Annotated in this window: 11 protein-coding genes; 4 read left to right on the top strand and 7 right to left on the bottom strand. The window is 53.6% G+C overall.

What is annotated here, in order from left to right; all coding sequences use genetic code 11:
• Positions 1-158: 158 nt before the first annotated feature.
• The 5 genes from pqiC to rlmKL are packed head-to-tail and all read right to left on the bottom strand — an operon-like array spanning position 159 to position 7,660.
• Positions 159-722 (bottom strand): membrane integrity-associated transporter subunit PqiC, encoded by a 564-nt coding sequence (gene pqiC, locus OGX93_RS08695; protein ID WP_200075414.1) that lies wholly within the window; start codon positions 720-722, stop codon positions 159-161.
• Positions 719-2,359: an intermembrane transport protein PqiB gene (gene pqiB / locus OGX93_RS08690; RefSeq protein ID WP_047457720.1), complete on the bottom strand. Its 1,641-nt coding sequence runs from the start codon at positions 2,357-2,359 to the stop codon at positions 719-721. The genes pqiC and pqiB overlap by 4 nt, the downstream gene beginning before the upstream one ends.
• 4 nt (positions 2,360-2,363) lie before the next feature.
• Positions 2,364-3,617 carry a membrane integrity-associated transporter subunit PqiA gene (pqiA, locus tag OGX93_RS08685; RefSeq protein WP_200075415.1) on the bottom strand — a complete coding sequence of 418 codons (1,254 nt, stop codon included), beginning with the start codon at positions 3,615-3,617 and terminating at the stop codon, positions 2,364-2,366.
• A gap of 14 nt (positions 3,618-3,631) precedes the next feature.
• Positions 3,632-5,539: an ABC transporter ATP-binding protein gene (locus OGX93_RS08680; protein ID WP_200075416.1), complete on the bottom strand. Its 1,908-nt coding sequence runs from the start codon at positions 5,537-5,539 to the stop codon at positions 3,632-3,634.
• 12 nt (positions 5,540-5,551) lie between these two features.
• Positions 5,552-7,660, bottom strand: coding sequence for a bifunctional 23S rRNA (guanine(2069)-N(7))-methyltransferase RlmK/23S rRNA (guanine(2445)-N(2))-methyltransferase RlmL (gene rlmKL / locus OGX93_RS08675; RefSeq protein WP_058668971.1), 2,109 nt, complete (start codon positions 7,658-7,660; stop codon positions 5,552-5,554).
• A gap of 153 nt (positions 7,661-7,813) precedes the next feature.
• On the opposite strand from rlmKL, the gene OGX93_RS08670 reads away from it, so the two are divergent.
• A complete protein-coding gene (locus OGX93_RS08670) occupies positions 7,814-8,923 on the top strand; it encodes a YcbX family protein (protein ID WP_286449302.1) in 1,110 nt (369 codons plus the stop codon).
• Here OGX93_RS08670 and zapC read toward each other — a convergent pair.
• Together zapC and pyrD are read right to left on the bottom strand one after the other, a co-directional pair.
• Positions 8,920-9,462, bottom strand: coding sequence for a cell division protein ZapC (zapC, locus tag OGX93_RS08665; protein ID WP_024130474.1), 543 nt, complete (start codon positions 9,460-9,462; stop codon positions 8,920-8,922). The genes OGX93_RS08670 and zapC overlap by 4 nt on opposite strands.
• Positions 9,463-9,632: 170 nt before the next feature.
• Positions 9,633-10,643 carry a quinone-dependent dihydroorotate dehydrogenase gene (pyrD, locus tag OGX93_RS08660; protein WP_049009865.1) on the bottom strand — a complete coding sequence of 337 codons (1,011 nt, stop codon included), beginning with the start codon at positions 10,641-10,643 and terminating at the stop codon, positions 9,633-9,635.
• Between the two features lie 243 nt (positions 10,644-10,886).
• Between pyrD and ssuE the strand changes: the two genes are divergently transcribed.
• The 3 genes from ssuE to ssuD are packed head-to-tail and all read left to right on the top strand — an operon-like array spanning position 10,887 to position 13,571.
• Positions 10,887-11,462 carry an NADPH-dependent FMN reductase gene (ssuE, locus tag OGX93_RS08655; protein ID WP_012132980.1) on the top strand — a complete coding sequence of 192 codons (576 nt, stop codon included), beginning with the start codon at positions 10,887-10,889 and terminating at the stop codon, positions 11,460-11,462.
• The gene (locus tag OGX93_RS08650; RefSeq protein WP_115609416.1) at positions 11,455-12,429 is read left to right on the top strand and encodes a sulfonate ABC transporter substrate-binding protein; all 975 of its coding nucleotides are present in this window, start codon (positions 11,455-11,457) and stop codon (positions 12,427-12,429) included. Before ssuE ends, OGX93_RS08650 begins: the two co-directional genes overlap by 8 nt.
• Positions 12,426-13,571, top strand: coding sequence for an FMNH2-dependent alkanesulfonate monooxygenase (gene ssuD / locus OGX93_RS08645; RefSeq protein WP_114848413.1), 1,146 nt, complete (start codon positions 12,426-12,428; stop codon positions 13,569-13,571). Before OGX93_RS08650 ends, ssuD begins: the two co-directional genes overlap by 4 nt.
• Positions 13,572-13,582 lie beyond the last annotated feature (11 nt).

Below are 13,582 nucleotides of genomic sequence, written 5' to 3'. Positions count from 1 at the left end.
CAATGCGCAAAATTCACGCCATTGTCATATTTGTGAGCTACTCAATAAATCATTTGTACAAAAATTGTGAGCCAGAACAGCTATTTTCACCGGGCAGAAAAACAAAAAAACCGCCCCGGCGATATGCCGAAAGCGGTTAAATTTACAATATTTTTAACTTATGGTATTTGCTTCAGCGCCTGAGCGATAGCGGCGGCTTCCTGATTCCAGGCGGCTGCCAGCATCTTGACCATTTCGTCATACCCGTCCTGCTGCTGCGCGGTTTCGATGTGGAATGGGCGCTTAATCAACTGCCCCTGATGGTTCAGTAGCCACTCCCCGCTTACGATAACTTTGCCATCATAACGGCCATGAAATCCCGTCACCGTCACGTTAAGCGTATCCTGCACGCTGCCCAGCGGCTGTGAGGCAACCACCCAGCCCGGAAGCTGGGCGCTCAGATTCGCCACCAGCGTATTGCGCAACTGCTGGTCCAGCGGGCTGGCCCAAAGATTGTTACTCGCAATCACGTACTGCACATCACTGGTTTGATACACCACGCCGTTGCCCGCCAGGTAGTCCGGCACCGAAACCTGTTCCACCCACAATAAGCGGTTTCCCTGGCTTGCCGTACTCTGTACGCCCCCTTGCGCGACGGGTAGCTGGTAGTAGCTCTTGTTTTCTCCGCTACTACTACATGACGTTAACCAGAACGCCATCATCACCACTAGCCACTTTTTCATTGTTTCGCCCTCTTCGGCTCTGGATCTTTCTTGTCCTTCGCTTCAAATACCAGCGCGTTGCTCTTTTCGTTCAGCGTTTTCAATACCGGTTGCAGTTCACGGAGAACCTGATCAAGACGCTGCATATCCGCCACCATCTTGTTATACGCTGCGGAGCCTGGCTGGAAGCCCTGCATGCTGCGGTTCAGTTCGCGCAAGGTGTTCTGCATATCCGCCGGAAGCTGCTGCATCGACTGGCTGGAAGTAATCTTGTTCATATTATCCAGCGTGGTTTGCAGATGCTTCATCGTCCGCTGGCTTTCCGACAGCGTATTGGTCGCCTGTTGAATCATCGGATTCAGCGGCAGGTTATTAATTTTATCCAGCGCTTCCATCAGACGCTGCTGGATTTGCGCCAGACCGCCGCTTACCGTCGGGATGATCTGATAACCGTTAAACTCATGAATGCCCGTAATTGGCGGCTCTTTCGGATAGAAGTCCAGATCAACATACAGCGCGCCGGTCACCAGATTGCCCGTTTTCAGTGAACCGCGCAGGCCGCGTTTGAGCAGTTCGGCCAGATGCGCGCCGACATCCGTCTCTTCGCCCAATTGTGCTTTCAGGCGTTCCGGCTCAATGCGTACCAGCACCGGAATACGGTAATCAGTGTTAAATACCTGACGCATATTCGGCGCAAAGAAAGGCACTTTGCTGACCGTCCCCAGACGAATCCCGCGGAACTCCAGCGGTGCGCCCGGTTGCAGGCCGCGAATCGAATCTTTGAAGAACATCAGATAGTCGATGTGGTCGGTATACAGCGAATCCTGAATGCTTCGCTGATCGTCATACAGGCTGAAAGCGGTTTTTTCCGCAACCGGCTGCCCCAGTTCAAGCCCTTCCGGCACGTCAAAGCTCACGCCACCGCCAAACAGCGTGCTTAGCGATCCCATTTCAACCCGCATACCGGCGGAAGTCAGATCCACCGCGATACCGCTGTCCTTCCAGAAGCGGACGTTGCTGGTCACCAGGCGATCGTTTGGCGCATTAATGAAGAGTTGATAGCTGATGGAGCGTTTTTGCGGATCGAAGGTGCTGGTTTCAACCGAGCCAACGCGGTAGCCACGGAAAAGCACCGGATCGCCCGGACTGAGCTGCCCGGCTTTTTTGCTGTCAAGAATAACGCGGATGCCTTTCGCATCTGGCGGCGCCAGAGGTGGGGAATCCAGCAACTGGTAATCCTCCAGCCTGTTACCTTTCGTCCCCGGCTGCAACTCAATATATGCCCCGGACAGCAACGTGCCTAAGCCGCTGATCCCTTCACGCCCGACCTGCGGTTTCACCACCCAAAAGACCGAATCTTTGTGCAGCAGTTTTTCCATGCCGGAATGCAATCTGGCTTTGATCTCTACATGCGTAAGATCGTCGGTCAGCGTCGCGCTTTCCACCACCCCCACATCCACGCTACGGCTCTTGATGGTGGTCTTACCGCCTTCAATACCTTCAGCATTCGTGGTGATCAAGGTGACTTCAGGCCCCTGATGGCTGTAGTGATAAAACAGCACCCATGCCCCAATCAGCGCAGTGACGATAGGGAATATCCACACGGGAGACCAGTTTTTTACCTTCTGCACTTTGGCTTCCCCATTTTTAGATTCCATACTGTCAGGACTCCTCATGGCCTGGTTCAGGTTCACGATCCCACGACAGACGCGGATCAAAGGTCATCGCAGAAAACATTGTCATAATGACGACTAAAGCAAACATCAATGCACCCATCGCTGGATAAATATTCATTAACCCCCCCATGCGCACCAACGCAGAGAGTACGGCAATTACAAACACATCAATCATTGACCAGCGGCCAACAAATTCCACCACCTCATAAATCAGGTGCATTCTTTCACTGTCGCGTTTGCCATGCCCTTTCGCATCCCAGCACAGCCAGGCAATCGCAATCATTTTTAGCGTTGGCACCATAATACTGGCAATAAAAATAACCGCCGCCACCGGATAAGACCCTTCACTCCAGAGCAAAACGACCCCGGCGAGGATCGTAGAAGGCATCTTCGATCCCAATAAATCGGTGATCATGATCGGCATGATATTCGCGGGCAGATAAAGCATGATCGACGTAAATAACAGGGCCAGCGTCCATTGCAGGCTGTTTTTGCGTCGCACATGCCCCTTTGCATGACAGCGCGGACACACTAATTCATTCTCCGGGAGAATAGCCGTACAGCAGGAGCAGGAACGCAGTCCCTGGCAAATGCCGGTAACGCCAGGTTTCAGCGGCTGCGCCAGCACAGGCATCGGCGTAATATCGTCCCATAACCAACGGCGATCGACGCACTGAAACGCGCGCAATTGCAGGATGCAGAAGAAGCACCACGGAATAAAACTGCTTCCAACCCCGATATCCCCGTAAGCCATCAGCTTAACAAAACTGACCAGCACGCCTGCGAGGAAGATCTCCGCCATTCCCCAGGTTTTTAGCTGGAACAGCACGCGCGCCAGAACCTTTTTCACACGTAGCGGCAATTCGACGCGATTCACAAGCAATAATATCGTTACCAGACAAAAAGCCGGAACCAGCTGGACAAACAGCAAAAAGAAGGTGCCAAGGCTGGCGTAATTTTCCGAAAACATGACGCCGGGGATTTCAAGCAGCGTAACTTCGCTCCTCACACCCGCGACGTTCATATTTACGAAAGGGAAAAGATTGGAAAGCAGCAGCATAAACAACGCCACTAACGAATAGGCGGTAGGACGCTGCCTTGGCGCGTCCCACTCGGTCGTCAGCGTTGTGCCACATCTTGGACATGCCGCTTTCTGCCCATGCTCAAGGTGGGGCAACGCCACCAGCATGTCACATTGCGAGCATAAAATGTGCTTCGCAGCATGATGATGTTCGCACATATGCGCTCCTTTAATTATGCGCCATTCTTCAAGGCTTCAAGATACTCCCAGCGCTCAAAGGCTTGTTCAAGTTCCTGCTCTGCGTGGCTCAAATCGGCCAGAACTTTTTGCGTATGATCATGCGGTTGGCTGAAAAAGGCGGCATCCGCCACCTGCGCCTGCAACGCTTCCAGTTTGGCCTCCAGCTCTTCCAGTAACTGGGGGAGCTGTTCCAGTTCGCGTTGCAGTTTATAGCTTAGTTTGTTACTGCCGCGCTTTACAATTTCTGCTTTCGGGGCAACCACTTCCTCAGTTTTCTTGACGACGGGTTGTTTAAACGCCAGATGCTGTTCCTGCTGACCACGCGCATCATGGTATCCGCCGACATAGCAACCAATCTTACCGCCGCCCTCGAAGATCCAGCACTCGGTCACGGTGTTATCCACAAACTGACGGTCATGGCTCACCAGCAGGACAGTTCCCTGATAGCCGTCAATCAACTCTTCCAGCAACTCCAGCGTTTCAACGTCCAGATCGTTGGTCGGTTCATCGAGAATCAGCAAATTGCTGGGTTTCAGGAACAAACGTGCCAGTAAGAGACGGTTACGTTCTCCGCCAGACAGGGCGCGAACCGGCGTCATGGCGCGCTTGGGATGGAACAGGAAGTCCTGAAGATAGCCCAGCACATGACGCGGCTTACCGTTAACCAGCACCTCTTGCTTACCTTCAGCAAGGTTATCCATTACGGTTTTATCGGGATCCAGTTCCGCGCGATGCTGATCGAAATAAGCCACTTCCAGCTTCGTGCCGACATGAATACGTCCGCTGTCCGCCTGAAGCTGGCCCAGCATCAGTTTCAGCAACGTGGTTTTCCCACAGCCGTTAGGGCCAATTAAAGCAATCTTGTCGGCACGCTGCACCTGCGCGGAGAAATCGTTTACCAGCTGCTTGCCGTCAACCTGATAGCTGACGTTTTCCATCTCGAAAACAATCTTGCCGGAGCGGGCCGCTTCTTCGACCTGCATCTTCGCCGTCCCCATCACTTCACGGCGTTCGCTGCGCTCGCGGCGCATCGCTTTCAGGGCGCGTACGCGACCTTCATTGCGGGTACGGCGCGCTTTAATACCCTGGCGGATCCAGACTTCTTCCTGCGCCAGTTTGCGATCGAACTCGGCATTCTGTAACTCTTCCACGCGCAGGGCTTCTTCTTTCTCCAGCAGATACTGATCGTAATCTCCCGGATAAGAAACCAGTTTGCCACGATCGAGATCGACAATGCGGGTAGCCATATTGCGGATAAACGAACGGTCGTGGGAAATGAAAATAATCGTCCCGTTGAAAGATTTCAGGAACGTTTCCAGCCAGTCGATCGTTTCAATATCCAGGTGGTTGGTCGGCTCATCCAGCAACAATACGCGAGGGTTGCTGACCAACGCCCTGCCCAGCGCCGCTTTACGCAGCCAGCCGCCGGAAAGCGAAGAGAGCGCCGCGTTAGGATCGAGTCCAAGCTGCGCCAGCACTTCATTAATACGGTTTTCCAGTTGCCACAGGTTGTGGTGGTCGAGCTGTTCCTGCACCCGCGCCATCTCATTGAGATTTTTATCGCTGGGGTCGGTCATCACCAGGCGGGAAATATCGTGGTAACGTTTCAGATATTCAGCCTGCTCCTCGATCCCTTCCGCAACAAAATCATAAACGCTGCCTTCGACATTACGCGGCGGATCCTGTTGCAGACGCGCGACGATCAGATCCTGCTCGTAAATGATGCGTCCGTCATCCAGTCCCTGTTCGCGGTTGAGGATCTTCATCAGCGTTGACTTCCCGGCGCCATTACGGCCCACCAGGCACACGCGTTCGTTATCCTCGATATGCAGCTCTGCGTTATCGAGAAGCGGCGCGTCGCTAAACGACAGCCATGCGCCATGCATACTGATTAATGACATTTACTTTTCCTTTCAGGCTGCGGTAATCAGCCAGCAGTTGTGGATCTGACGATTACGGGCAAAGTCCTGAGAAAGCGTTTTTTGCGTAATTTCTTGTGCTTTCAGTCCCAGCGCCGCCAGGCCATCCAGATCCATACGGAATCCGCGTTTGTTGTTGGAGAACATGATCGTGCCGCCTTTGCGCAGCAGACGTTTCAGATCTTTCATTAACACCAGGTGATCGCGCTGCACATCAAACGACTCGTCCATCCGTTTTGAGTTGGAGAACGTCGGCGGATCGATAAAAATCAGATCGAACTGTTCATTCGCCTCACGCAGCCAGCCCAGGCAATCGGCCTGAATCAGGCGGTGCGCACGGCCGCTCAGCCCATTCAGACGCAGGTTACGTTCAGCCCACTCCAGATAGGTACGCGACATGTCCACCGTAGTGGTGCTGCGTGCGCCGCCCAGCCCCGCATGTACGCTGGCGCTGCCGGTATAGGAGAACAGGTTAAGGAAATCTTTGCCTTTGCTCATCTGACCCAGCATCCGGCGCGCAATACGGTGATCGAGGAACAGACCGGTATCAAGATAGTCGGTCAGGTTAACCCATAAACGCGCGTTATATTCGCTGACTTCAATGAACTCACCCTTCTCGTTCATCTTTTGATACTGGCTTTTGCCTTTCTGGCGCTCACGGGTTTTTAACACCAGTTTATTCGGCGCCATCTCCAGTACCAACAGCGTGGCGGCGATGATGTCGAACAGACGCTGACGCGCTTTCTGCGCATCAACCGTTTTCGGCGGCGCATATTCCTGAATCACCACCCACTCGCCGTAGCGATCGACCGCCACATTGTATTCCGGCAGATCGGCATCATACAGGCGATAGCATTCGATCCCTTCCTGGCGCGCCCATTTCTCCAGCTTCTTAATATTTTTGCGCAGGCGGTTGGCGTAATCTTCCGCCACCGTCGCAGGCTTGCTGTCTGGCGTTTTTTCCGCCAGATGATAGTTTTTCTGCACGCAGTCCAGCGGGCCGTTTTTGGCTTTGAATTGCTTATCCGCGCGCAGTTGCAGGCAGTTCAGCAGATCCGGCGAGGCGCTGAACAGCGACAGGCTCCAGCCGCCGAACTGATTTTTCATGGTGCGCCCCAGCAGGCTGTGCAGCGCAATCAGCGCCGGTTCGCTGTCCAGACGCTCACCATACGGCGGGTTGCTGATTACCGTACCGTACGGCCCTTTCGGCAGCGGGTTGCTCAGTTGGGCGACATCTTTTACCTCGAAGGTAATCAACTCACCGATGCCTGCGCGACGGGCGTTGCTGCGCGCACGTTCAATCACGCGGGCATCGCTGTCAGAACCATAAAAATGCGAGCTATATTCCGCAAGCCCTTTACGGGCGCGGGTTTGCGCTTCTGCTTTGACTTCCTGCCAGATAGCCTCATCATGCTGCGCCCAGCCGCTAAAGCCCCAGTGACCACGATGCAGACCCGGCGCGCGATCGGTCGCCCACATTGCGGCCTCGATCAGCAGCGTACCGGAACCACACATCGGGTCGAGCAGCGGCGTTCCCGGCTGCCAGCCGGAACGCATCACGATGGCCGCCGCCAGCGTCTCTTTAATTGGTGCCAGACCGGTACGATCGCGATAGCCGCGCAGGTGCAGGCCATCGCCGCTCAGATCGAGGGCAATGCTGGCAGTGTCTTTGTTCAGCCAGACGTTAACGCGAATATCTGGAGATTCACGATCGACATTAGGACGCGGCAGGTTTTTACGCGTGAACGCATCAACAATCGCATCCTTTACTTTCATCGCACCATACTGGCTATTGCGAATGGTGTCGTTCAGCCCACTAAAATGTACGGCAAAGGTGGCGTCTGGATTAAAAATCTCTGTCCAGTTGATTGCCTGCACGCCGAGGTACAGGTCTAAATCGCTGTAGACCTTGCACTCTCCCATCGGCAGCATAATACGCGAGGCCAGGCGGCTCCACATTAAACTCTGGTACACAAGCCGCGTGTCGCCCTGAAAATGGACACCACCCTGAACCACCTGGCAATCCGCAGCGCCCAGGTTTTCAAGTTCAGTTTTTAACAGCTCTTCCAGCCCGCGGGCCGTACTGGCAAACAGAGAATTCATATTGTCACTTTTACTCTAAGAAAATTGCTGCGCATTATACACAAAATCTTTCGCGTTGCCTCGCAGCGACAAGCGTGAAGGATGGGGCTTATATAGCTAATCTGGCGCTCATGTCATAAGATTGAAAGCTTATTTTCGTTCGAGGGCTGTACAGTGGTGACGTTAACCCGGCTTTTTATTCATCCGGTCAAATCGATGCGCGGCATCGGCCTGACGCATGCGCTGGCAGACATCAGTGGCCTGGCTTTCGATCGTATCTTTATGGTTACTGAACCTGATGGCACCTTTATTACCGCCCGCCAGTTTCCGCAAATGGTGCGCTTTACGCCTTCTCCGCTACACGACGGATTACATCTTAGCGCCCCGGATGGCAGCAGCGTGGTGGTGCGCTTTGCTGATTTCGCCGCGCAGGATGCGCCAACCGAAGTCTGGGGAAACCATTTTACTGCCCGTATCGCCCCGGACGCGATAAATCAGTGGTTAAGCGGATTCTTTTCCCGTGACGTGCAATTACGCTGGGTCGGCCCCCAACTTACGCGCAGAGTCAAACGCCGCGACGATGTGCCGTTGTCATTTGCTGATGGTTATCCCTTTCTGCTGGCCAACGAAGCCTCACTGCGCGACTTACAGCAGCGTTGCCCGGCTGGCGTGAAAATAGAACAGTTTCGTCCCAATCTGGTCGTTTCCGGCGCGGCACCCTGGGAAGAAGACACCTGGAAGGTCATTCGTATCGGCGACGTCATCTTTGATGTCGCAAAACCGTGCAGCCGTTGTATTTTCACCACCGTCAGCCCTGAGAAAGGGCAAAAGCACCCAACGGGTGAGCCGCTGGCAACCTTGCAAGCCTTTCGCACGGCGCAGGACAACGGCGATGTTGATTTCGGGCAGAACCTGATTGCGCGTAACAGCGGCGTCATTCGCGTAGGCGATGAGGTTGACATTCTCGCAACCGCCCCCGCCAAACCTTATGGCGCCGCAAATTCTGATGATGCGGTGGCGCCGGAAAAACAGCCTGATACGACAGTCACTATCGACTGGCAGGGGCAAACCTTTCGTGGGAATAACCAACAGGTGCTGCTTGAACAACTGGAGAATCAGGGTATCCGCATCCCTTATTCATGTCGGGCCGGGATCTGCGGCAGTTGCCGGATAACGCTGCTGGAAGGCGAAGTGAGTCCGCTGAAAAAATCAGCGATTAACGATGACGGAACGATTCTTAGCTGTAGCTGCGTGCCAAAAACCGCGCTCAGGCTGGGAAATTAAACCGCTTGTTCAAGGCTGAAGCTGGCGAGTCGCTGTTGCGGCTTCAGTCTGTCGTTCATGATCTTAATCGCATCGCCGAGCTGCATAGTGCGTCCAGCCACGACGACACCGGGCTGGGCCAGCAGGCACAGCGCCGCGTTTTCACCCGGCTCAACCACCAGTAAATTCACCTGCTCTTCGGTGTCGCTAAGCCACACGCAGGCGGCATCACCCACCGTTGGCGTCCAGATCTCGCCGTGTGCGACAAAATGCCAGCTTTTTGGCATCTGTGGTTTCAGATAACGGATCGCCACCAGCGCATTGAGCACCAGTTCCGCTTTTTGTTCTTTCGATAATTCGAGATCGCGACATTTTTCTTCAAAAGAGAAATAGAGCGCGGCATCATCGACACAAAAACCAGACGGCGAAAATGCATCCGGCGTGAGCATTTTGCGAGCAAAGCGCGAGCGAAATAACATGCCATTGGCTAAATCGAGCATCATTCGGTCATGCTCTTCATCATAATACCAGCGCCAGTTATCGTCAGGTTTAATTCGCATTGTACTCTCTCCCGTTTCCATCACCCTGTTGCAAAAATGTCCTTTTTCACCGCTTCGTTTATTACCTTAATAAGCAAAGCCTAAAATGTTTAAATAAGCAACAATGAAGGAATATAAAACAACCAGGGCCGGAAATAAAGCCCTGGTTGTCTGATAATGAGAGAAAAGAATCAAATATGGGTAACGATTTCTTTAATCAGTTGCGGGCCTTTAAAAATAAAGCCGGAATAAATTTGTACCAGCGTAGCGCCAGCAGCCATCTTCTCACGCGCCGCGATGACAGAATCTATCCCGCCGACGCCAATAATCGGTAACTGTCCTTTCAATTCCTGGGACAGTCTGCGAATAATTTCTGTACTTTTTAACTGTAATGGTCGACCGCTTAAACCACCCGTTTCATCGCAATTTTTCATTCCCTGAACCAGAGAACGATCGAGCGTCGTATTTGTCGCAATCACACCATCAATATTATGGCGAACTAAACTGTCGGCCACCTGGATCAATTCGTCCTCAGAAAGATCCGGGGCGATCTTTACCGCGATCGGAACATATTTATGATGGATCGTCTGGAGATCATTTTGCTTATTTTTAATTGCCGTCAGCAAATCATCCAGCGCCTCGCCATATTGTAGCGTACGTAACCCTGGGGTATTTGGCGAAGAGATATTAATGGCGATATAACCGGCATATGCATAGATTTTTTCCATACAAATCAGATAGTCATCTTTGCCATTCTCTACCGGCGTATCTTTATTTTTGCCGATATTAATTCCGAGGATACCGTCGAAATGCGCTTTTTTGACATTCTCTACCAGGTTATCAACGCCCAAATTATTAAAGCCCATCCGGTTGATCAACCCTTCGGCATCAACCAGGCGGAAAAGGCGCGGCTTATCGTTACCAGGCTGAGGGCGCGGCGTCACGGTTCCGATCTCAATCGATCCGAATCCCATTGCGCCCAGAGCGTCGATGCACTCTCCGTCCTTATCCAGACCCGCAGCAAGGCCGAGCGGGTTCTTAAATGTCAGCCCCATGCAGCTTACTGGCTTCGCAGGGACTTTCTGTCGGACAAGCGCTTCCAGCGGCGTGCCTGTTACACGGCGTAATTGCTGAAACGTAAATTCATGAGCGCGCTCTGGATCGAGCTGAAAAAGGGCTTTACGAACGAAGGGGTAGTACATGAACTCTCCTGGATTCCCGGTGTGCAGACCGGGGGCGTATTATGTGCGATATCCAGCGAAAAGGGAATTGACTTGCGGCAATAAATAGCAATCGTTTTCCTTGTTGTCCTCTTTTTATTCAATTTCCAACTTTTCTATCCCGCATAAATCATTTCGGTAAACAAAATCTCTCTGTCAGACTGCACAAATTGTTATCAATGTTAATGAAAATCGAATAATTAGTTATAAGGGGAGATTGAGATTATGCGCGTCATCACTCTGGCGGGAAGCCCACGCTTTCCCTCTCGTTCCAGTGCGTTACTGGAATATTCCCGGGAAAAACTGAACAGTCTGGACGTCGAAGTCAGCCACTGGAATTTGCATAACTTTGACCCCGAAGACTTGCTATATGCGCGTTTCGACAGCCCGGCGTTAAAAACATTTATAGAACAATTACAGGATGCAGACGGGCTGATCGTCGCAACGCCGGTTTATAAAGCCGCCTATTCCGGGGCGTTAAAAACGTTGCTCGACCTGCTTCCTGAACGAGCGCTGGAAGGCAAAGCCGTATTACCGCTGGCAACCGGCGGTACTGTCGCCCATTTACTGGCCGTTGACTACGCGCTCAAGCCGGTGCTGAGCGCGCTGAAAGCACAAGAGATCCTGCACGGCGTGTTTGCCGACGATTCCCAGGTGATTGATTACCAGCATAAACCGCAGTTCACCCCTAATTTACAACATCGCCTTGACAGCGCGCTTGAAACATTCTGGCAAGCGTTGCACCGCCGCGATGTGCCGGTTCCCGTCATTCATTCACCACGAGGCGTTGCCCATGTTTAAATTTTTCAGACATCGTCCTCAATGGCTGGCGCTGGCCGGATTGCTCTCGCTTTCAGCCTGGTCACACGCGGCAGAGTCAGCGCCTGACGCACTGCGCATCGGCTATCAGAAAGGCAGCATCAGTATGGTGCTGGCGAAAAGCCACCAACTGCTGGAGAAGCGTTACCCGCAAACCAAAATCTCCTGGGTTGAGTTCCCGGCGGGCCCGCAAATGCTGGAGGCATTGAATGTCGGCAGTATCGATCTCGGCAGTACCGGCGATATCCCCCCTATTTTTGCGCAGGCTGCCGGGGCGGACCTGGTTTATGTTGGCGTTGAGCCTCCCAAACCAAAAGCCGAGGTCATTCTCGTCCCTGAAAACAGTCCGATAAAAACCGTCGCGGATCTGAAAGAACACAAAGTCGCCTTCCAGAAAGGTTCCAGTTCGCACAATCTGCTGTTGCGCGCACTGCAACAGGCCGGACTTAAATTTACCGATATCCAGGCCACATACCTGACGCCAGCAGACGCCCGCGCCGCGTTCCAGCAGGGGAATGTCGATGCGTGGGCAATCTGGGACCCTTACTATTCCGCTGCGCTGTTACAGGGTGGCGTTCGCGTTCTGAAAGACGGGACCGACCTGAAACAAACCGGTTCGTTCTATCTGGCGGCGCGCCCTTATGCCGAAAAGAACGGCAGCTTCATTCAGGGCGTTCTGGACACCTTCAGTCAGGCCGATGCGTTAACGATAAGCCAGCGTGAACAGAGTATCACCCTGCTGGCAAAAACGATGGGATTGCCTGAACCGGTGATTGCCACCTATCTGGATCATCGCCCGCCAACCACCATTACGCCGGTGAGCGCCTCTGTCGCTACCTTGCAGCAGCAAACCGCCGATCTGTTTTACGACAACCGTCTGGTGCCGAAAAAAATTGATATTCGCCAGCGTATCTGGCAGCCCACTCAACAAGAAGGAGCAAAATTATGAGCCTGAATATGTTCTGGTTTTTACCTACCCACGGTGACGGGCATTATCTGGGAACCGAAGCAGGCTCGCGCCCGGTCGATCACAGTTACCTGCAACAAATCGCGCAAACGGCGGACCGCCTGGGCTTTACAGGCGTATTGATCCCAACCGGGCGTTCCTGCGAAGACGCCTGGCTGGTTGCCGCCTCAATGATTCCGGTCACACAGCGACTGAAATTCCTGGTCGCCCTGCGCCCAAGCGTCACGTCGCCAACGGTTGCCGCCCGTCAGGCCGCAACGCTGGACAGACTCTCCAATGGCCGCGCGCTGTTTAATCTGGTTACCGGTAGCGATCCGCAGGAGCTGGCCGGTGACGGCGTCTTCCTTGACCACACCGAACGCTATGAAGCCTCATCCGAGTTTACGCAGGTATGGCGACGCCTGCTGCAAGGCGAGACGGTGGACTTCAACGGTAAACATATTCATGTTCGTGGCGCAAAACTGTTCTTCCCTGCCATTCAGCAACCGTATCCACCGCTCTATTTTGGCGGTTCATCGGATGTCGCACAGGATCTCGCCGCTGAGCAGGTCGATCTCTATCTCACCTGGGGCGAACCGCCTGCGCAGGTAAAAGAGAAAATTGAACAGGTACGCGCCAAAGCAGCGGCTCGCGGGCGTAAAATCCGTTTCGGCATCCGCCTGCACGTTATTGTGCGTGAAACCAATGAAGAGGCCTGGCGTGCGGCCGATCGCCTGATTGCTCACCTGGATGACGATACGATCGCCAAAGCGCAAGCCGCATTCGCCAGAACGGATTCTGTCGGTCAGCACCGGATGGCCGCGCTGCATAACGGTAAGCGTGATCAACTGGAGATCAGCCCTAACTTGTGGGCTGGCGTCGGGCTGGTGCGCGGCGGCGCGGGAACCGCGCTGGTGGGTGATGGCCCGACCGTCGCCGCACGTATAAATGAGTACGCGGCGCTGGGTATCGACAGTTTTGTGCTCTCCGGTTATCCGCATCTGGAAGAAGCCTACAACGTGGGCGAACTGCTGTTCCCGCATCTGGACGTCGCCATCCCGGAAATTCCGCAGCCGCAGCCTCTGCATCAGCAAGGCGAAGCGGTTGCCAATGAATTTATCCCCCGTAAAGCCGCGCAGAGTTAAGGAGTACGCCA

Origin of the sequence: Citrobacter sp. CK195 (assembly GCF_030333365.1) — a bacterium.
In the GTDB taxonomy this organism is placed as follows: Bacteria; Pseudomonadota; Gammaproteobacteria; order Enterobacterales; family Enterobacteriaceae; genus Citrobacter_B; species Citrobacter_B koseri.
Note: the sequence above shows the minus strand (reverse complement) of the source record. Positions and strands in the feature narration are given on the sequence as shown.

Bases quoted from the DNA above. Each gene is read 5' to 3' on its own strand.
- pqiC (WP_200075414.1), bottom strand. From the start codon at position 722: ATGAAAAAGTGGCTAGTGGTGATGATGGCGTTCTGGTTAACGTCATGT.
- pqiB (WP_047457720.1), bottom strand. From the start codon at position 2,359: ATGGAATCTAAAAATGGGGAAGCCAAAGTGCAGAAGGTAAAAAACTGG.
- pqiA (WP_200075415.1), bottom strand. From the start codon at position 3,617: ATGTGCGAACATCATCATGCTGCGAAGCACATTTTATGCTCGCAATGT.
- OGX93_RS08680 (WP_200075416.1), bottom strand. From the start codon at position 5,539: ATGTCATTAATCAGTATGCATGGCGCATGGCTGTCGTTTAGCGACGCG.
- rlmKL (WP_058668971.1), bottom strand. From the start codon at position 7,660: ATGAATTCTCTGTTTGCCAGTACGGCCCGCGGGCTGGAAGAGCTGTTA.
- zapC (WP_024130474.1), bottom strand. From the start codon at position 9,462: ATGCGAATTAAACCTGACGATAACTGGCGCTGGTATTATGATGAAGAG.
- pyrD (WP_049009865.1), bottom strand. From the start codon at position 10,643: ATGTACTACCCCTTCGTTCGTAAAGCCCTTTTTCAGCTCGATCCAGAG.
- ssuE (WP_012132980.1), top strand. From the start codon at position 10,887: ATGCGCGTCATCACTCTGGCGGGAAGCCCACGCTTTCCCTCTCGTTCC.
- OGX93_RS08650 (WP_115609416.1), top strand. From the start codon at position 11,455: ATGTTTAAATTTTTCAGACATCGTCCTCAATGGCTGGCGCTGGCCGGA.
- ssuD (WP_114848413.1), top strand. From the start codon at position 12,426: ATGAGCCTGAATATGTTCTGGTTTTTACCTACCCACGGTGACGGGCAT.